Below are 26,156 nucleotides of genomic sequence, written 5' to 3'. Positions count from 1 at the left end.
AAGCAATATGAAAACCTAAAAACTGCTAAGTGATCAAATTTATTCTGATTGTAAAGATCGACTCCTAAATCCCAAGTAAAACAGTACAACAGAAGAACTGGTTTAACTTACGATACTGGCTTTAGACATAGATATCAGAAGCAGTCATAAAGGGCTGAAAGCCCAAAAGCATAAGCATGGCACAACGCACCATGTACTAAATTAAGAGCGAATTATTACCCTGTAAGGGCAAAAGCAGAAAACAGAATCGAACAACTATTTTTCTTTTGCCAAAATCAGGCTTATGTCCTTTCAGGGCACAAACTACCTCCCTCATTACTCATAATGCTCCGCATTATACTATTGCTAAAACTCTTTCAGAACATTAGTTTCCACATTGATTTACTACAACTAAATACGAAAATCCATTCCAAAATTTGCAGATACAAAAAAAGACTGCCTATAAAAGCAGTCTTTCTAAATAGTTGCGACAAACAAAGTCTGGCTTATGCCATAAACAATGCATACTTATTGTAATTGTATAAAACCAGGTCATACGGAACTAAAAGCGGTGCTACTTTTTCTGACGAAGCTTCAAATGTAATTCCATGGTGCTTTCTGAATAAATAAATCTCTTTTAAACAGTTGGACAAACTCTGGTGAATTCCTGTAGTAAAAGTGGGCAGTTTTTTATCCCCGACCAATAAATCAATCTGGTAATTTGAACTGCTTTTAGACAGATTATTTCCTATAATTCTTATTGTAAATGTTGTTGCTTTTCCGTGTTGTTCACCTTGATACTGTACTACCATAATTTTATAATTAAAAAGGTTAGATTATCTTTTATGTTCTAAATTGCTTTCTGCTGCAAATTGAAGAATTAAAGTTATGAAAAAAAAGTAATGGATAAAAAAATGCACTAAATTAAATGTTATTTTTCATTCCAAAAAAGTAAAGACCAGACGTAAAAAAACCGTAACGAATTACGGTTTTTAAACAATTAACTAAATATATTTAATCCACTTTTTAACGAGTGTAAAATTCATTCATAAGCACGATTAATTTCTGGTAACCATTGTGGTTTCTTTTCTAGCGGCTATTTCTAATAAAAAAGGATTTCCTTCTTCATCAAACATCGTCATATTTAAGGCATCTAATAAAATCAAATTTTTCGAAACGCCTCCTTTAAATTTATTATAAGAAAGATTCAATTCAGACAAATGTCCTAATTTTTCTAATTCATTTGGAATTTCTCCTTCAAAATTATTATCAAACAAACTCAGGTTTTCCAAAACACTAAAGTTGCTTACTTCTTTGCTCAAACTTCCTGACAATTTGTTCTGATTTAAAAGCAAAACTTTCAAAGTCTTTATCGTATAAATTGACCCTGGTAACTGCCCCTGAATTTCATTATTAAACAAAGCAAGAGTTTCTAATTGGCTTAGTTTTCCAATCTCCAAAGGAAGCTGTCCCTGAATTTTATTGTCGTGTAAATCGATCGTAATCAGATTAACCAAAGTCAACAATTCTACAGGCAGATTTCCCTGCAAATTATTATTGGCCAAATGAAGTCCGACGACTTTACCATTTTCAACTTTTACCCCATACCAGGTAGCTACCGAAAGTGATAAATCCCACTTTATCTTCCATTCCGATCCGTTTGTTACCTCATACAATTTGATAAGCGCCTCTTTCTCTTTATCTGAAACGGTATCAGCATAAATAGCAGGCGAAAAAATAAAAGCCAGAAAAAACAGGACTAAGCTTTTCATTACAAAACTTCAAGATTTATTGATACCACAAAATTATACATTTCATAGTTATAAAGCTCATAATGTCGATAAAGTGTTGATAAAAATTAATTTAATCCTAATTTTACTACTTTAAGCTAAGTCACATTTTGTGAGATTTTTTGTTTAAATTTGAGCAACTAATCCTAAAAACCTCATATTATGGAATTTAACCCTGTTGCATTATTCTTATCAGCCATCGTAACACTGGCTGTTGGTTTTATCTGGTACAACCCTAAAGTATTCGGAACCATCTGGATGAGAGAGAACAATCTCACTCCGGAAGACTTACAAAAAGGAAATATGCTTAAAATATTCGGTCTTACGTATCTTTTCTCGTTAATGATTACCGTAATTTTAATGTCTCTTACCATCCATCAAACCGGTGCTTTGGGAATGGTGGGCGGACCTCCTTTGGTCGCCAGTGCTAAACCATCATTTGCTGCTTTTATGAATGACTATGGAACAGCCTACCGTACCTTTAAACACGGAACTCTTCACGGATTTATGTCAGCACTCTTTTTTGTCTTTCCCATAATTGGAATCAACGGCCTATTCGAAAGAAAATCGTGGAAATATATCTTTATACATGCAGGTTACTGGGCGGTTTGCCTTACTTTGATGGGCGGAATTATCTGTGCATTTGCCTAACTCTAAAAAATACAAACCCGTTTGAAATTAAATCTCAAACGGGTTTTCTTAATAATAACTTAAACCAGTTGAGTTCTTATAAATATTCTCTAATTTTGAAGAAATTAGCTCCCTCTTTTGACTACAACTTATTCTTTCAAAATATACAATAGCGCATCACTACTGCCCTTGGAATGGAATTCTCTGGCGGCAGCTAATATCTTTTTAACCAAAGAATACCTGGAAGTCCTGGAGAACTCCTGTCCGGTAAATATGATATGCCATTTTATCGGAATTTTCAACGATAGTAAACTGGTCGGAATTGTTCTGACCCAATTTCTATTTACGGAGAAACTGGAATCGTTCGGGGAACGCGATCAATGTTTGAAAACTTCGGTGCGAAATTTTGCTTTTAAAAATTTTGCCTCTCATGTACTATTTGTCGGAAACAATATGCTTACCGGACAAAATGCGTTTGTACTTGCCTCAGACATCAAACAATCAATAGCTCTAAAAACACTGCACAAAGCCATTAATCAGCTTAAAAAAAACCTGAAAGCAGGCGGAAGAAAGGTTCACATTACCAGCATAAAAGATTTTACAGCTACCGAAATTATTCCTTTACAAAACGAATTTAAAAACAATTACACGTTTTCAACTCAGCCTAATATGGTTTTTGAAATCCATAAAGACTGGGTATCTGAACAGGATTATATTGGCGCTTTATCAAAAAAATATCGGGATCAGTACAAACGGGCCCGAAAAAAAGCAGACGGAATCGTAAAGCAAAAAATGTCTTTAGCCGACATTAAAAAATATGAAGATGTTATTTACGATTTGTATTTTCATGTGGCCAAAAACGCTCCTTTCAATACTTTTTTCTTAGCCCGAAATCACTTTAGTTTTTTTAAAGAAATCATGAAAGATGATTTCCTGTTTTACGGCTATTTTTTAGAAGAAAAACTAATCGGATTCAATACCTTAATTAAAAACGGAAGTGCGATGGATACTTACTTTTTAGGGTACGACGAGACCATTCAACGCGAAAAAATGCTATACCTCAACATGCTTTACGACATGATTGCCTACTCTATCAATCATGGTTTTAAAGAAGTGGTATTTGCCAGAACCGCTCTCGAAATCAAAAGCTCTGTCGGGGCAAAACCGGTCAAAATGTATGGGTTAATAACGCACAGCAATACGCTGATCAACCACAATATCGGCCGATTATTTAGCTATTTGGAACCCAAAACCGACTGGCAGGAACGAAATCCGTTTAAATAAATACTGATTTTAGATTGAAGATTAACGACTGCAGATTTCTGACCTACTAATGACTAGTACTAAATATTCTCTCTTTTTTATACGTTCTATAAATCTGAAATCAGAAATCGTTAATCAAAAATCGAAAACGATTATACAGATCGTTCCAATGGAACTCATGAAAACACCACCCCATTTTCAACGGATTAAAATCCGTTGCTACAACATATACATTCCTACGGAATTCTGAAGGCAACTCTGCTAGGAGTGGAGTATCTATAGAAATAAATTCAAACATCGGTTTTAGCCCCATCGGGGCGATACATTTCACAATCCATTTTACCCGGCCCTCAAAATCTGAAATCAGAAATCGTTAATCAAAAATCGAAAACGATTATACAGACCGTTCCTATGGAACTCATGAAAACACCACCCCATTTTCAACGGATTAAAATCCGTTGCTACAACATATACATTCCTACGGAATTCTGAAGGCAACTCCGCTAGGAGTGGAATATCTATAGAAATAAAATCAAACATCGGTTTTAGCCCCATCGGGGCGATACATTTCACAATCAGTTTTACCCGGCCCTCAAAATCTGAAATCGAAAATCGTTAATCAAAAACAATTATACAGATCGTTCCTATGGAACTCATGAAAACATCATCCCTATTTTCAACGGATTAAAATCCGTTGCTACAATACAATCATTCCTACGGAATTCTGAAGGCAACTCCGCTAGGAGTGGAATATCTATAGAAATAAATTCAAACATCGGTTTTAGCCCCATCGGGGCGATACATTTCACAATCAGTTTCAAACAACCTCCAACATCTGAAATCAGAAATCGTTAATCAAAAATCAGCAATCCTTTTAGCTGTTTTTCCTTAACTTAATTACATCTCACAATCAGTTTCACACAGACTATAAAAACTACGGGATTGCAATTTTCATTTGCTTGTGCAGAATATGAATTTCCAAATCCGTTTGTGCACCACAATACTCGCCATCAATCTGAAAATTAACGGGATAATCGGTTTTAATCGTCGCTTTATCTGTAGAAATAATTACAATATCATCCGAATCAATAGGCATGTTTCCGGTAATAATTTTTCCGATCAATAGTAAATCAAGGCTCTTTAAAATGACCAATTCAAACTTACCGTCATTCATTGCGCCATTTGGATTTATTACGACGCCGGTTCCGTATTTCTGAGAATTAGCAATCACAATCATTCTTGCGGTATGCTCCACGGTTTCGTTATTAGCCGAGATTGTAGCCACAAAAGGTTCTTCCGATTCTTTTAAAGCCGAATAGGCCTGTAAAGCGTAACCCCACAAACCGCGTAAATTACTCTCTTCGTAATTTTTTACCAGATTGGCATTTACGCCAATATCACTCAAATGAATACTTTTTTTGCCATTGATAGCAATCATATCCATTTCGATATAATGATGCAGAAAAGCAATTTTCAGGTTCTCCTCGAGTGTATCCGGCAGATTTAGATCGACTGACAATCCATTGGCTGAACCAGCAGGCAAAATACCAATAATGATATCAAACTGCTCCATGGCTTCAGCAACCATTTTTATGGTTCCGTCTCCACCGGCTACCACAATACGCTCAGGAAGATACTGATTGTACAGGGTCTGTATTTCTTTTTGATCCTTCTTACCGGTGGTTTCATACACTTCCAAATCAAAATGATGAACAACAGAAAACTCCTGTACAGCGGCTATTAAATCGGATTTATCCAGATCTCCCGAAATCGGATTTACAACAAATAAGATATTCTTTTTCAAAGTTTTATTTTTAAAATCAATTAAAATAATTAATTTACATCATCCATAAATATACACAATTAATGAAACCAATTTTACAATTATATCGCGGTTATGCCAATGAAGAAGAATTAATTGTAATGGGACATGTTTTCAGAAGAACCTATGACTATGATTTTCAGAAAAAAAACTTCAAAAATGCCACTTCGATCATCAATCAGTTCAGAATAAAAACCATTAAAAATTTTGATGTTTATCTAAAATGCGGAAATCAGGAAATTCACACTAAAACCCTGGACGATGGCTATTTCAAGTTTTGTATTCCACTGGAAAAAGAAACGCCCTTTGGATGGGTTGAATACGAAGTAAGTATAAAACACAGGACTGAAACAATAACTGAAAAAGGCAGTTTCATAAGACCACACAAAGGCAAACTGGGCATCATCTCCGATATTGACGATACTTTTTTGATTTCGCATACCGGAAATTTCTTCCGTAAAATATATGTCCTTTTATTTAAAAACGTGAACGACCGTAAAGTTTTTAAAGGTGTTGTACCCCATTATCAAGCTTTAAGTTCAGCGGGACGAAATAATAAGGAAGAAGAAAATGCCTTTTTTTATGTGTCGAGCAGCGAATGGAATTTGTATCGATTCATCGTCAAATTTACCAAAATACATCATCTCCCAAGGGCTGTAATTCTATTGAAAGACATCAAAAGAGGAATCCCTGATTTTTTCATGAGCGGACGCGGAAACCACGATCATAAATTCGACAAAATAAAACACGTTTTAGAATTTTATCCCAATCTTAAGTATATTTTACTAGGAGACGATTCGCAACACGACCCCATTTTGTACGAGCGAATCTGTAAAATCTTTCCGGTAACTGTAAAGGCAGTTTATATCAGACAGACTGGCAAACACAAAAAAAAAGCCACTAAAACGATTATGAAAAACCTCGAAAACTTAGAGGTCTCTGTTTGTTATTATAAAGACAGCAGCGAGGCCATTATGCACTCTAAATCTATTGGTCTTATCTCGTGAGATGTGATTTGTGATTTGTGAAATGCATGGAGTACATAAAGTGTCTCTTCTATTTTTTATAAGGGATGGTAAATTTTAGACATAAAAAAAACTTTGCCAAAGTTTTAAACCTTTGACAAAGTTGTATATTCATTTCAAAACTGAAAACTGACACTGAGACCGAAGACTGTGACAGTGACTGAAAACTAGTTAAGCATTAAAATTATCAATCTCCTCCTGAACAATTTCCCAGTCCAGCAACAATTGATCTAAGTCTTTTTTCTTTTTGTTGTATGCGGTAAAAAACGAAGCATCTTCAATATGTTTGTCATAATTAGAAGCCAGCATTTTATCATCGTGCTGAATGTCTTTTTCCAATTGTTTGATTTGACTCTCTACCTTACTCAATCGGTTTTGAAGTGCTTTTCCTTTTTTCTGATCTTCGTATGACGTTTTCTTAGATTCTTTTGGAGCGGCTTCTTTTACAACATCTTTTTTCTCTACCTCACGCATGTTTTCAAGATTACGCTGCTCTAAGAAGTAGTTAATATCTCCTAAATATTCTCTAATCTTTTGGTCTTTGAATTCGTACACGATATTCGACATTCCCTGAAGGAAATCTCTATCGTGAGAAACCAATAATAAAGTACCGCCAAATTTTTGAAGGGCAGCTTTTAAAACGTTCTTAGATTTAATATCCAGGTGATTCGTAGGCTCATCCATCAGTAAAACATTGATAGGCTGCAACAACAATTTACAAAGTGCCAAACGGTTACGTTCACCTCCTGAAAGTACCTTTACTTTTTTCTCAACATCGTCTCCACGGAATAAAAAGGATCCCAACATATCACGAACTTTCATACGGTTTGTGTCTGTAGCAGCATCTTCCATAGTTTGAAGCAACGTAATTTCTCCATCAAGATATTCAGCCTGATTTTGAGCAAAATATCCTAACTGAACATTATGCCCTAATTTGATGTTCCCCTGGTACTCAAATTCGTTTACAAGAGCTTTAATGAAAGTCGATTTCCCTTGTCCGTTTTGTCCCACAAAGGCAATTTTACTTCCTCTTTCAACCAATAAACTAATATCTTTCAGAATCGTTTTGTCTCCGTAAGCTTTGGTAACATTTTCAGCTTCGATTACTACTTTTCCGGGTTCTTTTGAAACCGGGAACGAAATATTCATTACCGAATTATCATCCTCATCTACTTCGATTCTTTCAACTTTATCTAACTTTTTAATTAACGATTGCGCCATCGAAGCTTTAGAAGCTTTTGCACGGAACTTTTCGATTAATTTTTCAGTTTCTTCTATTTTCTTTGCCTGATTCTTTTGAGTAGCCAATTGTTTTTCACGAATTTCGTGACGCAATTCTAAATACTGAGAATACGGTTTATTAAAATCGTATGCTTTTCCTAAAGAAATTTCGATGGTACGGTTGGTCACATTATCCAAAAACATTTTATCGTGCGAAACGATTACCACAACTCCGGGATAGTTACGAAGGAAACTTTCTAACCAAATGATACTCTCAATATCCAGGTGATTCGTAGGCTCATCCAGAAGCAATACATCATTAGATTGTAATAACAGTTTTGCTAACTCGATACGCATTCTCCATCCTCCTGAAAATGTTTCAGTCTGATTATTGAAAACTTCTCTTTTGAAACCTAATCCTAAAAGAATCTTCTCCGTATCTCCTACATAGTTGTAACCTCCAAGAAGATCAAAACGATGGGTATAATCAGATAAAGCTTCAATGATCTGGCTGTATTCTTCACTTTCATAATCGGTTCTGGTCACCAATTGATGATTGATTTCTTCTAGTTTTTTCTCAACAATTTTAATTTCAGTAAAAGCCTCATACGCTTCCTCCAACACCGTTCTTCCACGTTCAAAATCAATATCCTGACGCAAAAACCCCATTCGGATATCTTTCTCCTGGGAAATAACCCCCGAATCAGGAGCAAAATCTCTTGCTAACATTTTAAGCATTGTAGATTTACCCGCTCCGTTTTTACCCACAAGACCTACACGGTCACCGGCACCTAAACGAAAGGTAACTTCTTCAAATAAATATGTTCCTCCAAAAGAAACCGAAAGATTGTGTATATTAAGCATAATTTGTAACTATTATAACAAGGAGTAAAGGCTTTAAGTGCCTTATTTACTTTACTTTTTGAAAGTGCAAAAGTATGACAATTAATTTAAGTTTCGACTGTCGTTTTAAAAACAAATAGTAGAAGGTTTTTTTACACGAAAAATTAGTTTTAGCTCTTCGGCTTCTTTGTTCCAATCACGAAAATCATAAAAAACGGATAGCACTCCTTAGACTGCTATCCGTTTTAATAAATTCTTTATTTTATGTTTTATGCTTCTTTTGGCTCCGGAAGCATCACTGAGGCCAATACAGAAATTACCAGAATTCCTCCAATTACAAGCAATGAATACAAAGATTCAATATGATAAAATGGAGAAATAATCATCTTAACTCCAATAAACGAAAGAATAATAGCTAAGCCATATTGTAATTTACTGAACAAGTGAATGAAGTTATCCAATAGAAAGAATAAGGCTCTAAGTCCCAAAATAGCAAAAATATTAGACGTGTAAAGAATGAACGGATCATTTGAAATGGCAAAAATTGCCGGTATAGAATCTACTGCAAACAATAAGTCAGTAAACTCAATTACAGCTACTACCACTAAAAGTGGTGTCGCCAGTTTTTTTCCATTTTCGATGGTAAAGAATTTATCTCCATCGTATTTATCACTAACGCTGAAAAACTTTCTGATTAATCTTGCTCCTCTGGTGTTATTATAATCTTCTTCATCGTCATCATCACCGGCAGACCATGATTTAATTCCTGCATATACCAGGAATAATCCGAAAGCTGTCATGATTAAATTGATATCGTATTGGAAACCTTCTACTCCAACCAAACTTAAAAGCTTGTTTAAATAAGTCAGTTCGATAAGGAACGCTCCTGAAAAAATAAAAATAGCTCTTAAAACCAATGCTCCAATAATTCCCCAAAATAAAACTTTGTGTTTGTTGTGATTGGCTACGTCGAAAAACTTAAATACTAATATAAATACAAAAAGATTGTCAACTGAAAGTGCTTTTTCTATCCAGTACGCCGATTGAAATTCATAAAATTTTGCCGATCCGGCGAAGTAATAAACCAAACCACTAAAAATCATCGCTAAACTAATCCATACTAATGACCAGGTTACTGCTTCTTTATTACTTACGACATGGCTTTTTTTGTTGAAAATTCCCAAATCCAACAATAGCATGATGACTACCGCAATGGCAAAGACGATTATTAATCCCGGATGTTCTGAAAAAATAGGGTGTTGATTCATTTTTGAATATTAATTATGTTAATTTAAATTTTACTTATAACTATTGTAACATCACAACTCAGCGTTCTTTCGCTCTGAAGCTACTTTTTATTGCGGGCAATATTACGATTTACAAGCTATTGAAACAAGCACTGTTTATTATAAACCATAAACTATTATTCTCAGATTTTTACATTGATCTCTAAAGCTGATGGTAAGGCTCTAAAACCAGCTTGTCCCATTTTGAAAAATCTTAGAGAAATAACGATGAGCACCCTCTAAATGCATTTTCACCATTTCTTTAAAAAAATACATTTAAAGGGATCTAGTGCAAATTTTCTGTGTTCTGGATTGCAATAAAATCATCTGCTTGCTGAATACTATCTCAAATTTGAAAAACTCAAGATGCGTCTACATTTTAAATTGCCTACACGTAAGACTGAACTATTTTTTGAATAGTCTGCCCTAAAAAAGTATCAGTAGTTGGATCTCCAATTGCACTGAATTTCCATTCTCCATTATGTTTGTATAATTTCCCCATAATGATGGAACGTTTGTTTACATATTGAGAATCAGCAGAAACATTATAAGAAGCAAATTCCGAAACCACGTTGGTCGGAGTACCTTCGTACATTCTAATTTTTGCATACGGAATTTGAGAGAAATCTTCTTTTCCTGCATTGTTTAAAAAGAAAAAGATTTGATTGACTTTGGCATCAACTTTAGAAAGATCCACTGTAATAATCTCATTATCTAAACCATCATCTCCACCAGTATCACCGGCAAGATCATCACCAGTATGTTTTAAGGCTCCATCAACACTTAACAATTTACCTTTTGGAAGTCCAAATTGTTGTAATACTTCTAATTTGTATAACGGAGAATACAAATGATCGTAAAGCTTATTCTGATCATCAATCAATACACAGCTCAAATCCAGATCGACTTCTACTACGTTTTTTGATAATCCTAAAAAACCTTTCGTTTCAATCGCTCCCCAGTTTACACCCACGCAAAAATTGGTTAATGATTCGCCGCTTGATTTTCTTAAATCAATTTTTTGTCCTTTGGTTAAATTAATAGCCATCTTTTTTAATAAGGTATTAATTATATTTATTCAAATAGTCTTGTAAACCACCTTTCATTCCTATTCCTACAGCTTCAAACTTCCATTCGTTGTTTCTTTTGTAAATTCTTCCGAATTCAACAGCTGTTTCAATAGAAAAATCCTCATCAAGCTCGTACTTTACTAACTCTGTATTGGTCTGATCAATGATTCGAATAAATGAATTTCTAATCTGTCCGAAATTTTGTCTTCTGGTATCTGCATGATGAATTGTTACAACAAAGCAAATTTCATTTACATCCGGAGATATAGTAGATAAATCGATTTGAATTTTCTCATCATCCCCATCTCCGGCACCGGTTAAATTATCTCCAGTGTGCGTTACAGCTCCGTCAGGCGATTTTAAATTATTATAATAAACAAAATGATTGTCATTTGGAATTTTTCCATTTGCACCAACTAAAAAAACTGAAGCATCAAGATCAAATCCCTCTCCCGTGCTGCTTGAATTGCTATCCCAGCCAAGTCCAACAATGAATTTTGGAGCTTCAATACTCTGTCTTTGACCTTTTTCTAAATTAATTGCCATTTTATTCTTCTTTATTTAATATTTATATTTAACATAGTTCTTAAAATATTGGTTTGTTCATCTACATTTTGAAGATCTTCTACAAAATCGACAGATGAAATCTTATCCAGATATTCTTTTAATACTTCATCTACATTTTCAGGAAATGATGTTTTTATTGTACTTAATTCAAATGTTAAAGCTGAATTTTTTTCTCTCAATTGTGTAATAATCTCTCCTTTAACGGAGTCATTTTTAGCAATATTAATTTCTTTTGCCAACACATCATCCAAAAGATAAAATGCTTTTTCATTCGCAATAAAGATAAATTTATCGTTAGAATCTCTAAATTCGAAGACCTCAATAACTTCATTGTTACAAACCAGTCCACACAAAAATTTAATTTTAAATTTCAGTATATTTAGTCTTCCCAGAAGTTTCTTTTCAAACTTTACATGTTTATTTTCATAAAGCTTCTTATTCAAAAAGTCTATTTTTTCATATTCTTCAAGAGCAATTTCCCGAAAATACTCCTGTTTAACATGGTCGGAAAAACTTATAATCTCGTTCCAACTAAAAAAACCTTCATTTTCAGTGGCAAACATATTGTAAAGTTCTTCAATCTTTCGAGACATGTTTCTCGCATGTGTCTTTGCTTTTTCTGCAAATCCAGATTCGTCAATTTCTGATTTTAATTTGGTTATGATATCCTCATTGATATAAATCTCATCCGAAATCAAAAGATATTGCTGCTCTTTCGCTTTTTTTAGTTTTTGAAACAATTCAATAAAACTACTTGTAAACTGTACATGAAAGAGTTCTAACTTATTTATGTCTAATGCTTTATTGTTTTCAAAAAGAGTATGAATGATTCTTGTTTTTATTAAAACCCCAACAAAATCCTTGTGACTAAAGAAATTGGATAACAATTCTAAAATCACAAGTTTTCTATTACTGTCTTTTATTATTTGAACAAACCGTTCCTCTTCCTCTTGCATTTAACTGATTTCTGTTCAATTAGCTTATCACTCCTTTTTTTAATTCAACTTCAAGACTTTGCAGTCCCGCGTCAAGTTGTCTTCTGGTTTCGGTACCCTGCTCATGAATTTGTTTTACTTCTGTCAACGTATCAATTAATGATTTCGTCGTCATTTTCAAAGTCTCAAGGGACACAACAGTATTTTCATTTTCTTTTGCTACTTCAATGCTGTTTTGTTTTAACATTTCAGCATTTTTCTGCAAAATAGTATTTGTCGTTTCAGACACTCTTCGTTGTACTTCAATATTTTGCTTTTGCCTTTGCAAAGCAACTGCGAGTGTTAACTGATTCTTCCAAACCGGCATGGTTGTAGTCAGGATCGATTGTGCTTTCTCTGCAATTGAAGTATTATTATTTTGCACCACACGAATTTGCGCTAAGGACTGTAGCATAATAAAACGAACAATTTTCATATCGGCCAAACGCTTGTCCAGACGATTAATAAAGTTTCTTTTATCCGAAATTTGATAATCCTGGTATTGAGCCGGATTTCCTTCCATTACAGCAAGCTCCTCACCCAATTCTTTAAATCGGATTTGTCCCGCAATAATGTGTTTTTCCATCTCTTTGATAAGATTCACATTTCCGTCAAACATGGTTTGAAGAGCACTGTTATCTTTTACCGAATTGATCATTCCTGCCTTTACCTTATTACTGATCTTATCGATATTTACAGTAATTTTATCGTATTGCTGGAATAATTTTTTTACATCGGTTACCAATTTGTTCAGAATCGGAATTTTAGACAGGAAACGTTTAAATGGTCCCTGATCCAGCTGATCTACATCAACATAATTTAACTCTGTAAGCAAGTCATTTATCAACGTACCAACTTCACCTGAATTATAAGTTCTAACATTGGTTAAAAAAGTATCACTTTGCTTCGCAATTGAATTCTGGATTTCGGCTCCATAGTTCAAAATTGAATTAGTATCATTTTCATTTAACTGATTTGAAATCGACTTGTAATTATTAACTTCCGTTTCAGAAATTGAAGCTAAGTTTACATTTCCATCCTTATCAATCAAAGCGGTATTCTCCTGAGCAACCAATTGATTTTCTAGCATAGTTTATTTATAGATGGTTTTGTTGAATGGTAACGATTGTTTGTTCCAACTTTTTATCATTTGTCGGAGTTCCGATTGCACTAAACTTCCAATCTCCGTTTCTTTTATAAAAAACTCCTAAAACCATAGAAACATTTCCAGCGAAAGAAGCATCATTTGCAACATCATAACGTGCAAATTCCTGGCTTACTTTTGTTGGAGTTCCTTCATAAATTCTGATAGATGCAAAAGGGATATCTTTAAAATCCTGTCCTCTAAAGCTATTTATAAAAAATGCAACGTGATTGGCAGCTGGTGATATTTGCGAAAAATCCAGAGTAATTACCTCATTATCCAAACCGTCATCCCCATTTAAATCACCTGTTAAATCGTCACCACTATGCTTAATTGCACGATCATTTGATATTAGTTTTCTAAAATTTACAGAATCAATATGATTTTTCTTGTCGTCATAAATAGCGCAGCTTGCATCTAAATCTACTGCCTCTTTTTTGGTGCCAAAAAATCCCTTTTTCTCAATTGCTCCCCAGTTTACACCGACACAGATGTTCTGTAATTTAGTACCATTACTTTTCTCAAGGTTGATACGTTGCCCTTTTTCTAAATTAATTGCCATATCTATTAATTGTATTTGTTTAAATAATCTTCTAATCCGCCTTTCATTCCAACACCAATAGCTTCAAATTTCCATTGGCCGTCTTTGTTATAAATCCTTCCAAACTCTACAGCTGTTTCTATTGAAAAATCCTCTTCCAATTCGTATTTAAGCATCTCGCTATTATTACTCTCGTCTACAACTCGAATGAAAGAATTTCTAACCTGACCAAAATTTTGTTTTCTGTTCTCAGCATCATGAATGGTTACAACAACACAAATTTCTTTTACTGTCGAATTAATTTTAGTCAAATCAATTTTTACTTGCTCATCATCTCCATCTCCATCTCCTGTTAAATTATCACCTGTATGTATTACCGCCTCATCCGGTGATTTCAGATTGTTATAAAAAACAAAATGAGAATCTGATATTATCTTTCTGTTATCGCCTAAAATAAAAACTGATGCATCAAGATCAAAACCCGATCCAGTACTGCTGCTGTTTGTATCCCATCCTAAACCAATGGTAAATTTGGGTGCATTTATGTTTTCACGTTGTCCTTTCTGTAAATTGATAGCCATAGTTTTAATCTATTTTTATTACATTAATGTTTGATTTATACTCTAAAATCTGATGGTAATTATTACTTATTGCTAAATGAAATAAGTCTTTTGTTTTTTCACTGGAAATATTTTCTACTAAATAGCCAAACTGCTCTTCATTTAAACTTAAAATAAATTTGACAATTCTGGTATTGTATTGAAAAGAAGGGCTGTTTATTATATCCACGATATCCTCGACATTTTTAACAGCGTAGTAGTTAAAGTGATTCTCAATTTTTGGATGAATGTCCTTATTTGATAATTCTGCGAAATACACAAAAACAAAATCTCCATTCACATTGTACTGATTTAGAATCTTATTCACAGTATGTTCATGACTACCGGTAATTTTAATGTCATCAACAAAAATACAAAGCTTTCCGTCTATAAAATTACGATCAATATAGTAGGTATCGTTCGAAATTAATTTCACCCTTTCATCAAAATCCAAATTTCCATAGTCCGTAACATAGGTTTGGTTTCTGTAAATTTTAGATTCTATACTGGTCTTTTTACCATTTTTGAATAAAAAACTATTCAGCTCTTTTTTAAAATAAGAACACAAAAAATTCGAGGCTGTTGGTATGGATAAGAATGGACTTGGCAGAATAACAATTTCTTGTTCCGACAACAACAATTCTCCAAATTCTGACACGAAACCTTCAAACAATTCCTTTGCAAACTTCTCTGCAAATGATTTGTCACCAAATTTAAATTTACTGTATTCTTGTTCCTTAAACGGACAATTATCTTTGTCCAATATCTTATGTAAGCTGTAACTTTTATTCACTTTTATATTTTTAATAAATGGGCATCAAATCCGAAATTAATTGCTCCATTGTAATCTGCAACACTATTATCTCCGACGTGTAATATTTGTTTTTTTACCGTACTCTTAAAGGCATTAATCTCATCAAAAACCAATTGAAAAATTTCATTGTTTGGTTTCGAAAATCCAACTTCGTCAGAATAAATCTGAAATTTAAAAAAATCAGTCAATTCATAATACGCTAACAGTTTTCTTAAGGTTCTGCCTTTGATAAAAGCTGTATTACTTAGTATATTAATAGTCTTATCTTCATTGGTTATTTCCTGAAAAAATTTCTTCGTATCCGGAAAAATTAACTCCGGCTTATAGTTCATAAACAAAGAATCTGTTTCTTCATAAAACTGACTTAACTTATTTGTTTCGAATTTATTAATATCAACTTCGAGTGCGCTTAAAATTAGATAATAAATTTCATACGTATCAATATTCAATCCAGTTTTTTCGTTAATATTATTGCACAAAACATCATAGTACCTCACTACTTCATTTACTTTATCGATCGTACAATCAACTTCAAAGAAATTTTTAAACAATAAATTTCTCTTCTTCTTAAACTCCGGATTGGACTTTATTAATGTCAGCCATAAATCAAAAGAAATATGGGTGTGTTTTTTGTAATTTATTTCCAAATGAATGCTTTTAAAATACGTACAGAAATACCTGTCTTATTATAATTTATTAATTCACAACTCTTATTATGATCATTTTTGCTGCTGTCGGCATATACTTCTGTTATTGCAAAAACTCATTTCTTTATCAATACCTTTTTTAATCCAATAAAACTCCTTAGCATCAAAAAATCAAAAGCTATTTAATTATTTCTCCTGAATAATATTTTTCTAAAAAGAATCCTAAATCAGCTCTGTAGCCTATTCCGGAAGCCTCAAATTTCCATTGTCCATTTCGTTTGTATAATCTTCCAAACTCTACACCGGTTTCAATCGAAAAATCTTCGTCTAATTCATATTTAGCAATTTCCTGTCCTGTAGCTTCATCCACAATTCGAATATATGAATTTCTTACCTGACCAAAATTTTGCCTTCTTCTTTCAAAGTCTTCTATAGTAACCACAAAAAGAATCTCATTTACCTCTTCAAAAATTTTACTCAAATCAACCTTAATAGCTTCATCATCATCACCATCACTATTACCTCCTGTCGGATCATCTCCCGTATGTTCTAATGCACCATCGGGAGAGGCAAGATTATTATAAAAAACAAAGTAATTTTCGTCTATAAGTTTACGATCAGAATTAATCATTATGGCCGAAGCATCTAAATCAAAACTATGACCTGTACCCTCATTTGGATCCCAACCTAACCCTATATTAATCTTTGACAGGCCAATATCAATTCTTTGACCTTTACGCAAATTTATCGCCATTAAAACAATCCTTTTTTTTTAAAATAAAACATACAATGATACAAAAAAGCAAATTAAGTAAAATGTGGGTTTCCGTAAAAGCGATAATATTTATTAACAAATTAAAATCCATTATCAAAAACATCAACCTACCCCCCATAACAAGTCATACCATCCTGAATACAAAAAATACAAACTAAAATAGTATCTTTGTTCTACTCTTCTTCGTAAGATAAATTTTAACTATTTTTATCAGAATCAAAATGTTTTACTCTAAAACAAAAATTGATTCTCTACAACATCAACAATTAATTGAATTGCAACCATGTTAAAAAAAGGATCTAAACTATACAGTATACTAACAGGAAGCTGCCCAAGATGTCACAAAGAAAGCATGTACTCTGACCGAAATCCGCTTCATTTGACCAAGGTTCTTAAAATGAACGAAAATTGCAGTCACTGTGGATTAAAATACCAGATCGAACCATCGTTTTTTTATGGCGCCATGTATGTTAGTTATGGTTTAAATGTTGCAGTCGGAATTGCAGCTTTTATCGTTTCGTTTGTACTTTTCAAAACCTCAGTCGAAGAGTCTTTTCTGATCATTGTTGCAACGTTGATTCTATTATTCCCATTTGTCTTAAGACTTTCGAGGAACTTGTACATTAACATGTTTGTTTCTTATGATCCCGAAGCAGGATCGAAATAAAACTATTTTCTTTTCTTGTAAAAACGATGAATATCAATTGTTGGATCTAAAGGTTTTTGATCTTCGATATACTCATACAAATCTTTAGCCATGGCCGGGCCAAGCATTACACCACGCGTTCCTAATCCGTTTAAAAGATGTAATGAACTGTATTGATTGTGCGTACCAATAATTGGCCTACGGTCACGTACGGTTGGCCTCACCCCGCCAAAATGCGAAATAACTTCAAAATCACAATTGATAATTTCCTCTATACGATCGATTAACTCTGTTCTTCCTTCTTCTGTTGGCGCATCCGTTTTGTCTTTCCAATTATAGGTCGCTCCCACTTTAAACAAATCGTTTCCTAAAGGCAAAATAAAGACGCTGGTATTCACAATCACATCCAGATCCAGATCAGGTGCCTTGATAATAAAAAGCTCCCCTTTGGTTCCGTCTAAGGGCAAATCCTGAAAAAACGGATTGGCATGCAGTCCGAAACCTTCCGCAAAAACAATATGCTTAGCCTGATATTCTTTATACTGAACAAAATCTTCCTCAATAACCAACTTAGCATAATCAAACGACTCCTGAAGCAATAATTTATTCTCAAGCAAATATTCGCGATATTTATCCAACAATAAAGCCGTATCGACATATCCGGTATGTAAAACCTCACCGTAATCAAACGGAGAATCGATACCATTGTATTTTTTAAAGATTAATTTGGTAGAAAGAAATGGTGCCAGAAGCGGTTTATCCGAAGCTGAGAACCAATTGTTTTGTTCTTCTATAGAGAAAAATTTTCTTAAAATAGGAAGTTTAAAATTCACCTTGGTTTTCAGCTTACCTTCGATGGTCTCATAGAATTCTTCCATTAAGGACAACTGTTCTTCTGCTTTCCAAACTTCACTAAAACGTTTTAAAATCACCGGATTGTACAATCCTCCCGCAACTCTTGATGAATTTTGCGATTCATCATTTATAACTACTATAGATTTATTGTTTTTAAGCGCAATTTCAGCAAATGAAATTCCAGCCAATCCAGATCCGACAATTATATAATCCAACATTTGTAAAGGGGTAAAATAAAAAACTCTTACTACAAATGTAATAAGAGTTTTTGGTATAATGTTACTAATTTCTTAGTAGCTCCACATATCCTGTTCAAAGTTGCGAATCTTCTCTTTTACTCTTTCAGATTCCAACAGCTGCTTCTGTGCATTGTCTTTCATGTAATCTTTAATTTCACGATCTCCATAAACGTTTTCTTCTTTATAAATAATTGAATTAAAACGTCTCGAATTTAAAATCTGATCGAATGAAATTGAGTGTGCCGAATTACTATCGTTAAATGCTTTTGCTTCGTTCAACACTTCTCTCGCATTAGGAAAGAAGACCCAAAACAGTTCAATATAATCTTTTTCATCACTATTCATAGTATAAACATCGGGTGTCACAGGACAAATTCCGAGTAAACGGTATTTCAATTCACTCTGACGTTTGTCAAAATACCAGTATCCTTTCAATTTATACTGAGTAACATCTGCTGCCGTTAAATCTTGTTTTAAAATATACTCAGCAGGTACCGTTCTGGTCGGACCAACTGTTTCATCAACATAAGTAACTACTTTTTTCTTACCAGTTCCAGTCACCACCTTTTTCTTCACCACCCGTGTTTTGTAGTCGTCCGGGTATTGATTGATTAATTCCCTCCCGGCATCAGTCGTATCGATACGAGACAATCCCCCTTGAATGTCTTTTAAGGATTTTTTAGTATTAAAGTAGCTATCGGCATACACTTCTGTGATTCTTCCTGCTTTTATTCCTCTAATCAAAACATCATAAAGAGAGCGTCTATCCGAACCAATATTGGCAGTATCCACCGGAAAATACAATGGGAAATTAATTTTCTCATTCAAATCAATAATTTCCCAGGTCGTTTTTCCCATTAAAACATCCCTGTCATCTACATAACCATAAGCCATTGGCTTATCGTTATCAGCACGCAACTGAGCAGGATTCTTTACCCCGATCTGACCTGCTGTTTTCGCATTAAGCAAATTAGATTGAGCTTTAATACTAAGGTTACTGATAACAAAAATAATAACGATAAAAAAAATCTTTACTTTCATGATACAACAATTAAAACCTATTGAACGTAAATATACGGTATTTATTGTGTTTTTTCTCACAAAATTTAAAAATACCATAATAACAACTACTCTAATCGGAATCAACTCTAAAAAGCTCAACAAATTCACCATTTAAACTGATTCTCAAGATAATGAGCAAAAAAAAACTCTTACTACAAATGTAGTAAGAGTTTTTCATATATTGTTATTCAGATACTTAGTAGTTCCACATATCTTGTTCGAAGTTACGAATCTTCTCTTTTACTCTTTCAGATTCTAACAATTGATTTTGTGCATTGTCTTTCATGTAATCTTTAATCTCACGATCTCCGTACAAGTTTTCTTCTTTATAGACAACCGCATTAAAACGTCTTGAATTCAAAATCTGATCGAATGAAATTGGAAGTGCAGAGTTATTATCGTTGAATGCTTTTGCTTCGTGTAGCGCCTCTCTGGCGTTAGGGAAGAAAACCCAGAACAACTCAATATAATCTTTTTCGTCACTATTCATTGTGTAAACATCCGGAGTTACTGGACAAATTCCAAGCAAACGATATTTCAATTCGCTTTGACGTTTGTCGAAATACCAGTATCCTTTAATTTTATATTGTGTAACATCTGCAGCAGTTAAATCTTGTTTCAGAATATACTCCGCTGGAACCGTTCTTGTTGGACCAACCGTTTCATCTACATAAGAAACTACTTTTTTCTTACCAGTACCAGTCACAACTTTTTTCTTCACAACACGTGTTTTGTAGTCGTCCGGATATTGATTGATTAATTCTCTACCTGCATCTGTTGTGTCAATACGTGATAATGCACCCTGAATATCTTTCAAAGATTTTTTAGTATTGAAATAACTGTCGCTGTATACTTCAGTTATTTTGCCGCTTTTAACAGCTTTCGTCAAAACATCATAAAGTGAACGTCTGTCAGAACCAATATTAGCCGTATCAACCGGAAAGTACATTGGAAAATTGATTTTTTCATTCAAATCAATGATCTCCCAAGTAGTTTTTCCCATTAAGATATCTCTATCATCTACATAACCATAAGCTAAAGGCTTATCGTTATCAGAAATAAGTTGCGCAGGAGTCTTAAGACCTATCTGAGCCGGTGTTTTCGCATTAAGCAAATTCGATTGCGCATAGGAAGAAAATCCTCCAGCGATAGAAACAATAGCTATTAAAAAATTTCTTACTTTCATCATGATATCATTATAAGATATTGAAGTAGTTTTACCTACTATATTATTGTATTTCGTAAATTACCGGAGCAGTTCTTGGCAATAAATAACTACCAGCTCCAACAAGTTTAGTTTTAATTTCAGAAATAGTAACCTGGTCTCCTTTACCAGCTCTTGCAAGAACTGATTTACATTGTGCATTTAATCTGTTACCATTAACAACCACTGTAGGTTGTCCTGCAATTTTCAAATTAAATCCAACAACATCTAAACCAACTTCGAAATCGAAATCAAGTAATTTAGCACCAATTGTAGCAATTTCTAAGTTCGATTTAGGTCCTTTAACAACACCCATTTCTCCTCTAATTGTACCAGTTGGTCCAGGAATACCTTTAATTCTAAATGTTTTCTTATCTGTAACTTTATCTCCGTTTGGCAATGTACCAGTAACAGAAATAGTAGCTTCAGTACCTGAACCCGGGTTCATGTTATATTTTCCAGGTTTTCCGGCAGATACTAATCCTGGAGCACTTGCAACAATTTTGTTTGCATCAACACCAGCGAACGATACAGAGATTGGATTCACAACTCCTCTATATACTACGTTCATTTTATCAGCAGAAATTGTAGCAGAGTTTGGTCTTGGTACTACAACATATTTTCCGGCAAATTTAAGTGGAATGTTTTTACCGTCTTCTAAGAATGTAAATTGTCCATTAATATTTTGCTCTCCAACACCTCCTGCAGTTAACGAAATAACCGCTTGTCCGTTAACAATTTGTCCAGGACCTTGGAATGAAGTTGGTTTTGTGTTTTCGTCGTAACGACCTAAAACTACCTTTCCAGTAACTTTCTCTCCTTGGAAATAAGCGTTTTTGTCTAAAACAACAATCGCTTGATAATTGCTGTAAGAAGCAGCAGCAACAGCCGCTTTTCCTAAAGCACGGTTGTAAACGTCAGCTTCAAGTTTTTGAACATCATTTTGCCAAGCTGAAAGTTTTGCAGCTGAAGCAATTGCAGGAAATCCTTTAAAGTGGTATGCTAAGTATTTTTCTTTTATACCTTCTTTATTTTTTACATCAGAAACATTAAATTTTTTCTCTACCTCTGCAATAATATCAGCATATTTTTTATCTGTACCTAAAGCAGCTTTAATATCTGATTTGTATTTCTCGATTTTAGCGATAATTTCATTTCCTTTTTTAGTGTAACCATCTCCCGTAAACCAGTCGTCGATGTTATCACCTCTGTCCATAGACTCATAAGGCATTTTTCCAGTTTCTTTATCTACTTCAAATCCTTTTACAGCCTGAGTTTTCAGACCTCCGATAAAACTATAAAAATCTTTTGTAATCGCTTCAACTTTATGAGCAGTTCCCGCAGCGATAGCGAATTCTCCTTTAGCTTCAGCAGCTTTCTGATCTAAAGCTGTCAATAAACCAGCATTTGTAGTAACTGAAGAAGTATTTGCATCTTCAAATTTTTCATTCATCAAACCAAAAGCAGATATAACTTCTTTTGATACGTTCATTGCTAACATTGCGATGAAAACCAGATACATCAGGTTAATCATCTTCTGTCTAGGGGTTAATTTTCCTCCTGCCATTTTTTCTAATTAGTTCTTATTAATAAATTTAATATAATAGTCAAAAACTAATTATCCTTTGTTACTCATTGCAGAAAGCATACCACCGTAAACACTGTTTAATGAAGCAATGTTTGCAGTCATAGATTGCATTTGTTCTTTTAATTTAGAAGCATTTTCAGCAATTTCGCTGTTTGCTTGTGCATTTCTAGAAGCACTTTCTAATTGAACTTTGTATAAACTGTTTAATGATTCCATTTGTGCAGCAGCCATAGACATTTCTTCAGCATATTTCTTTTGTCCTGCAATTGAATCAACTGTTGGAGAAATAGCTTTTGCAGCTCCTTCGAAATTTTTGATGCTGTTTCCTAAGCTTGCCATTAACTCTCCGTCAATTTTAGCATCTTTCAACATTGCATCTAATTTTTGAGACAATAATCCTTGGGCGTCAGATGGTGCCTCAACTTTGTCAGCTTTTTTTCTAGCCTGACCATTCGCTAATTCAGGGTAAACAAGAGTCCAGTCTAATTCGTCTTCAACTGGTTCGAAAGCAGAAAGAGCAAAGATTAACGCCTCAGTTACCAATCCAATCGATAACATAACAGTTCCTGTTAATGGTCCAATCTCAAAGTGAGTAATTTTGAATAATGCTCCAATAATTACTACTGCCGCTCCCATACCATAAGCGAAATTCATTGCTTTTTTACTTAATAATGCCATAATACTTTTTTTTAGGTTTTAATTTAAAATAGATTTGTTGATTTGGTTTACTTATTTGATTTTAATTAATTCGATAATTACTTTTTCTTCTTACCACCAGTTGCCTGAGTTCCCATGTAATCTTGTACAGTTCTGAAACCAATATAACTTCTGGCAGAATCAGCATATTCGTGATCACGTGTGCTTACCTGTAGGAAATAAGCAACGTCTTTCCAAGAACCTCCACGAACTACTTTTCTTTGATTGTTCCCGTCAATTACGTTAGGGTTCATTGTAGAAACATACTCGTATGCATTTGGATTATAAGCTGAATCGGTCCACTCAGAAACGTTTCCTGCCATGTTGTATAAACCATAACCATTAACTTCATAAGATTTAGCTTCAACAGTATACAATGCTTCGTCAGCCGCATAATCTCCTCTGCTTGGTTTGAAGTTTGCTAAGAAACAACCTCTGTCGCTTTTTGTATAAGGACCTCCCCAAGGGTAAGTAGCTGATTCCAGACCTCCTCTTGCAGCATATTCCCATTCTGCCTCTGTTGGCAATCTGAAAGCATTTACTAAGTCACGTCCTTTTTTCTTAGATTTAATATAACCGTTTTTATTCAAAGTTCTCCATGCGCAGAATGCTTTTGCCTGTTTCCAGGTTACCCCTACTACTGGATAGTCTCCATAAGCTTTATGCCAGAAATAGTCGTTATGCATTGGCTCATTATAAGAATAAGCAAAATCTTTAATCCAAACTGTTGTATCAGGATAAACACTTACTTGTTCCGTTTTAACGAAGTCTTTTCTTTTTCCAACTTTAGCTTTCGCTGCAGCCTGAATATCCATCCAGGAATAACGGAATTTCAATTTGTTTACATCAATTGTTCTTAAACCATTGTAAGACTCTTCAATTGGCAAATACATAGAATCCATTACCTCAGTATAATACTCATCCGGGTAAGCTTTTGTATCTTTAATTAACTTTACTTTTTTGTTTAATTTTCTACCTGCATAAGGATCATCTTTCGTTCCTACACTGTAGTAGTTATCATACATATATTTGTCATATGCAGTCATTTTTTCCGGATCTGAATCATTAAATGCAAAATCAGCAATACTTCCGCCTTTTTTACCTTTAGAATCACCTGCAGGTTTTTGACCTGTTTCATCAGCTAAAATAGCCAAACGAACTCTCATTGTAGAGTCTTTTACCCACTCTACAAATTGACGGTACTCACTATTGGTAATCTCTGTTTCATCCATATAAAATGAACGAACTGTCACCGTCCTAGTAGGAGCATCCTCCACATTAGCTAAATCAGCATCTGATTTACCCATAATAAAAGATCCACCAGGAACTAATGTCATTCCATAAGGCTTCTCAGGGTGCCATTTACCTCCTGTAACACCTACCAACTCACCTTTGTCACCTGACTTACCACAGCCAATTACCAGTGTTAACATTGTTGCAAATGCAATAAACTTCTTCATATAAATTTGGGATTATCTATTCATTATTATAAGTCCGTAAACGTATTTATTATTTATCTAAAAAACAATACTAGTTGCGAAATTTATTTTATCGGTCAAAAATAATGTTAAATAAAATAAAAAAAAAATATTTCATCGATAAACTAACACAAAAAATCGACGTAAGACGTTATTTATCAGTTACTGTGCTACTTATCTTACTAATATTATTTAACACTATTTCAGAAATGCAAAAAAAATAAAATTTCTGCTAAAATTTCATTTTACAAAGCATTTTTTCGTTGCGCTTTCCACCACCTTTCAGGCAATTCCTGATTACAAGCACTCAAATACTCATCGTAAGAACACGGTAATAACGTATTTCTCTTTAATTTATTGTGACCATTTGATTCAAACGGAATTTCAATCCACCAACGGTCTGTTTTATCACTTTTATAGAAGATCAATTCTTCCTCTTCAAGAGGAACAATATATTTTAAGTACGTTGCTCTACTACCAAATGGATATTCCTTAGACCTATAATGATATCCTTCAATAAAATACCATACTATTTGTGCAATGATACTAGCTTCAGGTACTGTACTATTGTGATTAAAAATTCCAAAACTGGAAACTTTATCACTTATTCCGGCATACCTTGCCAGTGAACATATTTCTTTTCCATTGAAACCGTTTGGCTCAAATGAAACCATATTTCCTGAAGCTGAAGATTTTACTGAATTCAAATCGATACTAACCAAATCAGCATCTCTAAAAACTGGCTCTGCCAATGCAATCTTATTGGAGATTTCCCCTAAACGATAGGCATCAAAAAACAATTTTTCAATCAGATCAATTTCTTCTTGTGAATTGTAATAAGTCTGATAACCAATGTTGCAGTAATTAAAAAGATTATTAGGCTCGTCGATAATAATTTTAGTCAAATAAGAATTAGCTGAAACCGTTTCATTCTCTTTACCAAAATCAAACTTATTATCCACAGCAACCATATTCACCATTTGCTCTAAATCGTCATAGGCACGATATAAAGCATAGGTTAAATCCTGTGAACCCCCAAGAACTATAGGAATCACTTTGTTCTTAATTAAAGTAGATGTTACTCGCTTTAAAGCAAAATAAGTGTCTTCTACAGAATTTCCTGCGAGAATATCTCCCAAATCGCCAATCGAAGCATCCCAGTTTCCTGGAAACATCCCATACAATTTTTTACGAACGGCATTCAGATTAACAATGTTAATTGAATCTTCATTACGACGATCTTCTAAAACACCAATAATCGCAATATTGATTTTACTGATATCCGGAAACTGATCCTCAGTATGCAAAACTATCTTACTTCCCAACTCCTGCGAAGACAACGAACTAATAAATTTTAAAATCCCGTCGTTAAGTGGCTCTAAAAAATCAAACTCCATT

General features: G+C 33.9%; 25 protein-coding genes. 4 read left to right on the top strand and 21 right to left on the bottom strand.

Features of this window, described 5'->3' with window-relative positions; translation table 11 throughout:
- Nucleotides 1-485 precede the first annotated feature (485 nt).
- Both LNQ34_RS12810 and LNQ34_RS12805 read right to left on the bottom strand, forming a co-directional pair.
- Nucleotides 486-791: a hypothetical protein gene (locus LNQ34_RS12810; protein WP_202703751.1), complete on the bottom strand. Its 306-nt coding sequence runs from the start codon at nt 789-791 to the stop codon at nt 486-488.
- Nucleotides 792-1,037: 246 nt separating this feature from the next.
- Nucleotides 1,038-1,751, bottom strand: a complete 714-nt coding sequence (locus LNQ34_RS12805) for a leucine-rich repeat domain-containing protein (protein ID WP_230000037.1) — start codon at nt 1,749-1,751, stop codon at nt 1,038-1,040.
- A gap of 180 nt (nt 1,752-1,931) precedes the next feature.
- On the opposite strand from LNQ34_RS12805, the gene LNQ34_RS12800 reads away from it, so the two are divergent.
- Together LNQ34_RS12800 and LNQ34_RS12795 are read left to right on the top strand one after the other, a co-directional pair.
- Nucleotides 1,932-2,420, top strand: a complete 489-nt coding sequence (locus LNQ34_RS12800) for a DUF1761 domain-containing protein (protein ID WP_230000036.1) — start codon at nt 1,932-1,934, stop codon at nt 2,418-2,420.
- A gap of 117 nt (nt 2,421-2,537) precedes the next feature.
- On the top strand, nt 2,538-3,683 hold the full coding sequence (locus LNQ34_RS12795) for a GNAT family N-acetyltransferase (RefSeq protein ID WP_230000034.1): 1,146 nt from the start codon (nt 2,538-2,540) through the stop codon (nt 3,681-3,683).
- Between the two features lie 913 nt (nt 3,684-4,596).
- Here the strand turns inward: LNQ34_RS12795 and LNQ34_RS12790 are convergent.
- Nucleotides 4,597-5,466, bottom strand: a complete 870-nt coding sequence (locus LNQ34_RS12790) for a diacylglycerol/lipid kinase family protein (RefSeq protein ID WP_202703747.1) — start codon at nt 5,464-5,466, stop codon at nt 4,597-4,599.
- Between the two features lie 62 nt (nt 5,467-5,528).
- Here LNQ34_RS12790 and LNQ34_RS12785 point away from each other — a divergent pair, with 62 nt between their 5' ends.
- On the top strand, nt 5,529-6,491 hold the full coding sequence (locus LNQ34_RS12785; protein WP_230000032.1) for an App1 family protein phosphatidate phosphatase: 963 nt from the start codon (nt 5,529-5,531) through the stop codon (nt 6,489-6,491).
- Nucleotides 6,492-6,680: 189 nt separating this feature from the next.
- Here the strand turns inward: LNQ34_RS12785 and abc-f are convergent, their stop codons facing one another.
- The 11 genes from abc-f to LNQ34_RS12730 form a co-directional block, all read right to left on the bottom strand.
- Complete coding sequence (gene abc-f, locus LNQ34_RS12780; protein WP_230000031.1) at nt 6,681-8,594, bottom strand: ribosomal protection-like ABC-F family protein; 1,914 nt, start codon at nt 8,592-8,594, stop codon at nt 6,681-6,683.
- 248 nt (nt 8,595-8,842) lie between these two features.
- The gene (locus LNQ34_RS12775; RefSeq protein WP_202703744.1) at nt 8,843-9,841 is read right to left on the bottom strand and encodes a TerC/Alx family metal homeostasis membrane protein; all 999 of its coding nucleotides are present in this window, start codon (nt 9,839-9,841) and stop codon (nt 8,843-8,845) included.
- Nucleotides 9,842-10,247: 406 nt separating this feature from the next.
- The gene (locus LNQ34_RS12770) at nt 10,248-10,907 is read right to left on the bottom strand and encodes a TerD family protein (protein WP_230000029.1); all 660 of its coding nucleotides are present in this window, start codon (nt 10,905-10,907) and stop codon (nt 10,248-10,250) included.
- A 16-nt stretch (nt 10,908-10,923) separates the two neighbouring features.
- Complete coding sequence (locus tag LNQ34_RS12765) at nt 10,924-11,475, bottom strand: TerD family protein (protein ID WP_202703742.1); 552 nt, start codon at nt 11,473-11,475, stop codon at nt 10,924-10,926.
- Between the two features lie 11 nt (nt 11,476-11,486).
- Nucleotides 11,487-12,452 (bottom strand): hypothetical protein, encoded by a 966-nt coding sequence (locus tag LNQ34_RS12760; protein WP_230000027.1) that lies wholly within the window; start codon nt 12,450-12,452, stop codon nt 11,487-11,489.
- 19 nt (nt 12,453-12,471) lie between these two features.
- On the bottom strand, nt 12,472-13,560 hold the full coding sequence (locus tag LNQ34_RS12755) for a toxic anion resistance protein (protein WP_202703740.1): 1,089 nt from the start codon (nt 13,558-13,560) through the stop codon (nt 12,472-12,474).
- A gap of 7 nt (nt 13,561-13,567) precedes the next feature.
- Nucleotides 13,568-14,176, bottom strand: coding sequence for a TerD family protein (locus LNQ34_RS12750; protein WP_202703739.1), 609 nt, complete (start codon nt 14,174-14,176; stop codon nt 13,568-13,570).
- Between the two features lie 5 nt (nt 14,177-14,181).
- Nucleotides 14,182-14,736 carry a TerD family protein gene (locus LNQ34_RS12745; protein WP_202703738.1) on the bottom strand — a complete coding sequence of 185 codons (555 nt, stop codon included), beginning with the start codon at nt 14,734-14,736 and terminating at the stop codon, nt 14,182-14,184.
- Nucleotides 14,737-14,740: 4 nt separating this feature from the next.
- On the bottom strand, nt 14,741-15,547 hold the full coding sequence (locus tag LNQ34_RS12740) for a phosphoribosyltransferase family protein (protein WP_202703737.1): 807 nt from the start codon (nt 15,545-15,547) through the stop codon (nt 14,741-14,743).
- A 2-nt stretch (nt 15,548-15,549) separates the two neighbouring features.
- Entirely contained in the window at nt 15,550-16,215 is a 666-nt protein-coding gene (locus LNQ34_RS12735) for an HAD family hydrolase (protein ID WP_230000025.1), read from the bottom strand.
- Between the two features lie 178 nt (nt 16,216-16,393).
- Nucleotides 16,394-16,969 (bottom strand): TerD family protein, encoded by a 576-nt coding sequence (locus tag LNQ34_RS12730; RefSeq protein WP_230000023.1) that lies wholly within the window; start codon nt 16,967-16,969, stop codon nt 16,394-16,396.
- A gap of 304 nt (nt 16,970-17,273) precedes the next feature.
- On the opposite strand from LNQ34_RS12730, the gene LNQ34_RS12725 reads away from it, so the two are divergent.
- A complete protein-coding gene (locus LNQ34_RS12725; protein WP_202704499.1) occupies nt 17,274-17,657 on the top strand; it encodes a DUF983 domain-containing protein in 384 nt (127 codons plus the stop codon).
- Between the two features lie 2 nt (nt 17,658-17,659).
- Here the strand turns inward: LNQ34_RS12725 and LNQ34_RS12720 are convergent, their stop codons facing one another.
- From LNQ34_RS12720 to LNQ34_RS12690, 7 genes are all read right to left on the bottom strand, one after another.
- Complete coding sequence (locus LNQ34_RS12720; protein ID WP_230000021.1) at nt 17,660-18,709, bottom strand: NAD(P)/FAD-dependent oxidoreductase; 1,050 nt, start codon at nt 18,707-18,709, stop codon at nt 17,660-17,662.
- A 72-nt stretch (nt 18,710-18,781) separates the two neighbouring features.
- Nucleotides 18,782-19,771 carry a type IX secretion system ring subunit PorN/GldN gene (gene porN / locus LNQ34_RS12715; protein ID WP_230000019.1) on the bottom strand — a complete coding sequence of 330 codons (990 nt, stop codon included), beginning with the start codon at nt 19,769-19,771 and terminating at the stop codon, nt 18,782-18,784.
- Nucleotides 19,772-19,988: 217 nt separating this feature from the next.
- Nucleotides 19,989-20,978 carry a type IX secretion system ring subunit PorN/GldN gene (porN, locus tag LNQ34_RS12710; protein WP_017496989.1) on the bottom strand — a complete coding sequence of 330 codons (990 nt, stop codon included), beginning with the start codon at nt 20,976-20,978 and terminating at the stop codon, nt 19,989-19,991.
- Nucleotides 20,979-21,021: 43 nt separating this feature from the next.
- Nucleotides 21,022-22,563, bottom strand: a complete 1,542-nt coding sequence (porM, locus tag LNQ34_RS12705) for a type IX secretion system motor protein PorM/GldM (protein WP_017496990.1) — start codon at nt 22,561-22,563, stop codon at nt 21,022-21,024.
- A gap of 51 nt (nt 22,564-22,614) precedes the next feature.
- Nucleotides 22,615-23,262, bottom strand: a complete 648-nt coding sequence (gene porL, locus LNQ34_RS12700; protein ID WP_070908728.1) for a type IX secretion system motor protein PorL/GldL — start codon at nt 23,260-23,262, stop codon at nt 22,615-22,617.
- A 77-nt stretch (nt 23,263-23,339) separates the two neighbouring features.
- Nucleotides 23,340-24,740 (bottom strand): T9SS ring complex lipoprotein PorK/GldK, encoded by a 1,401-nt coding sequence (gene porK / locus LNQ34_RS12695; protein ID WP_202703449.1) that lies wholly within the window; start codon nt 24,738-24,740, stop codon nt 23,340-23,342.
- A 263-nt stretch (nt 24,741-25,003) separates the two neighbouring features.
- The gene (locus tag LNQ34_RS12690) at nt 25,004-26,155 is read right to left on the bottom strand and encodes a formimidoylglutamase (RefSeq protein ID WP_202703448.1); all 1,152 of its coding nucleotides are present in this window, start codon (nt 26,153-26,155) and stop codon (nt 25,004-25,006) included.
- Between the last annotated feature and the right edge of the window lies 1 nt (nt 26,156).

It is taken from the genome of Flavobacterium lipolyticum (assembly GCF_020905335.1).
In the GTDB taxonomy this organism is placed as follows: Bacteria; Bacteroidota; Bacteroidia; order Flavobacteriales; family Flavobacteriaceae; genus Flavobacterium; species Flavobacterium lipolyticum.
This window is presented reverse-complemented; position numbering and strand designations above follow the sequence as displayed.

Excerpts from the sequence above, each read along its gene's own strand:
- LNQ34_RS12810 (WP_202703751.1), bottom strand. The coding sequence starts at position 791 with ATGGTAGTACAGTATCAAGGTGAACAACACGGAAAAGCAACAACATTT.
- LNQ34_RS12805 (WP_230000037.1), bottom strand. The coding sequence starts at position 1,751 with ATGAAAAGCTTAGTCCTGTTTTTTCTGGCTTTTATTTTTTCGCCTGCT.
- LNQ34_RS12800 (WP_230000036.1), top strand. The coding sequence starts at position 1,932 with ATGGAATTTAACCCTGTTGCATTATTCTTATCAGCCATCGTAACACTG.
- LNQ34_RS12785 (WP_230000032.1), top strand. The coding sequence starts at position 5,529 with ATGAAACCAATTTTACAATTATATCGCGGTTATGCCAATGAAGAAGAA.
- abc-f (WP_230000031.1), bottom strand. The coding sequence starts at position 8,594 with ATGCTTAATATACACAATCTTTCGGTTTCTTTTGGAGGAACATATTTA.
- LNQ34_RS12775 (WP_202703744.1), bottom strand. The coding sequence starts at position 9,841 with ATGAATCAACACCCTATTTTTTCAGAACATCCGGGATTAATAATCGTC.
- LNQ34_RS12770 (WP_230000029.1), bottom strand. The coding sequence starts at position 10,907 with ATGGCTATTAATTTAACCAAAGGACAAAAAATTGATTTAAGAAAATCA.
- LNQ34_RS12765 (WP_202703742.1), bottom strand. The coding sequence starts at position 11,475 with ATGGCAATTAATTTAGAAAAAGGTCAAAGACAGAGTATTGAAGCTCCA.
- LNQ34_RS12760 (WP_230000027.1), bottom strand. The coding sequence starts at position 12,452 with ATGCAAGAGGAAGAGGAACGGTTTGTTCAAATAATAAAAGACAGTAAT.
- LNQ34_RS12755 (WP_202703740.1), bottom strand. The coding sequence starts at position 13,560 with ATGCTAGAAAATCAATTGGTTGCTCAGGAGAATACCGCTTTGATTGAT.
- LNQ34_RS12750 (WP_202703739.1), bottom strand. The coding sequence starts at position 14,176 with ATGGCAATTAATTTAGAAAAAGGGCAACGTATCAACCTTGAGAAAAGT.
- LNQ34_RS12745 (WP_202703738.1), bottom strand. The coding sequence starts at position 14,736 with ATGGCTATCAATTTACAGAAAGGACAACGTGAAAACATAAATGCACCC.
- LNQ34_RS12730 (WP_230000023.1), bottom strand. The coding sequence starts at position 16,969 with ATGGCGATAAATTTGCGTAAAGGTCAAAGAATTGATATTGGCCTGTCA.
- LNQ34_RS12725 (WP_202704499.1), top strand. The coding sequence starts at position 17,274 with ATGTTAAAAAAAGGATCTAAACTATACAGTATACTAACAGGAAGCTGC.
- LNQ34_RS12720 (WP_230000021.1), bottom strand. The coding sequence starts at position 18,709 with ATGTTGGATTATATAATTGTCGGATCTGGATTGGCTGGAATTTCATTT.
- porN (WP_230000019.1), bottom strand. The coding sequence starts at position 19,771 with ATGAAAGTAAAGATTTTTTTTATCGTTATTATTTTTGTTATCAGTAAC.
- porN (WP_017496989.1), bottom strand. The coding sequence starts at position 20,978 with ATGAAAGTAAGAAATTTTTTAATAGCTATTGTTTCTATCGCTGGAGGA.
- porM (WP_017496990.1), bottom strand. The coding sequence starts at position 22,563 with ATGGCAGGAGGAAAATTAACCCCTAGACAGAAGATGATTAACCTGATG.
- porL (WP_070908728.1), bottom strand. The coding sequence starts at position 23,262 with ATGGCATTATTAAGTAAAAAAGCAATGAATTTCGCTTATGGTATGGGA.
- porK (WP_202703449.1), bottom strand. The coding sequence starts at position 24,740 with ATGAAGAAGTTTATTGCATTTGCAACAATGTTAACACTGGTAATTGGC.
- LNQ34_RS12690 (WP_202703448.1), bottom strand. The coding sequence starts at position 26,155 with ATGGAGTTTGATTTTTTAGAGCCACTTAACGACGGGATTTTAAAATTT.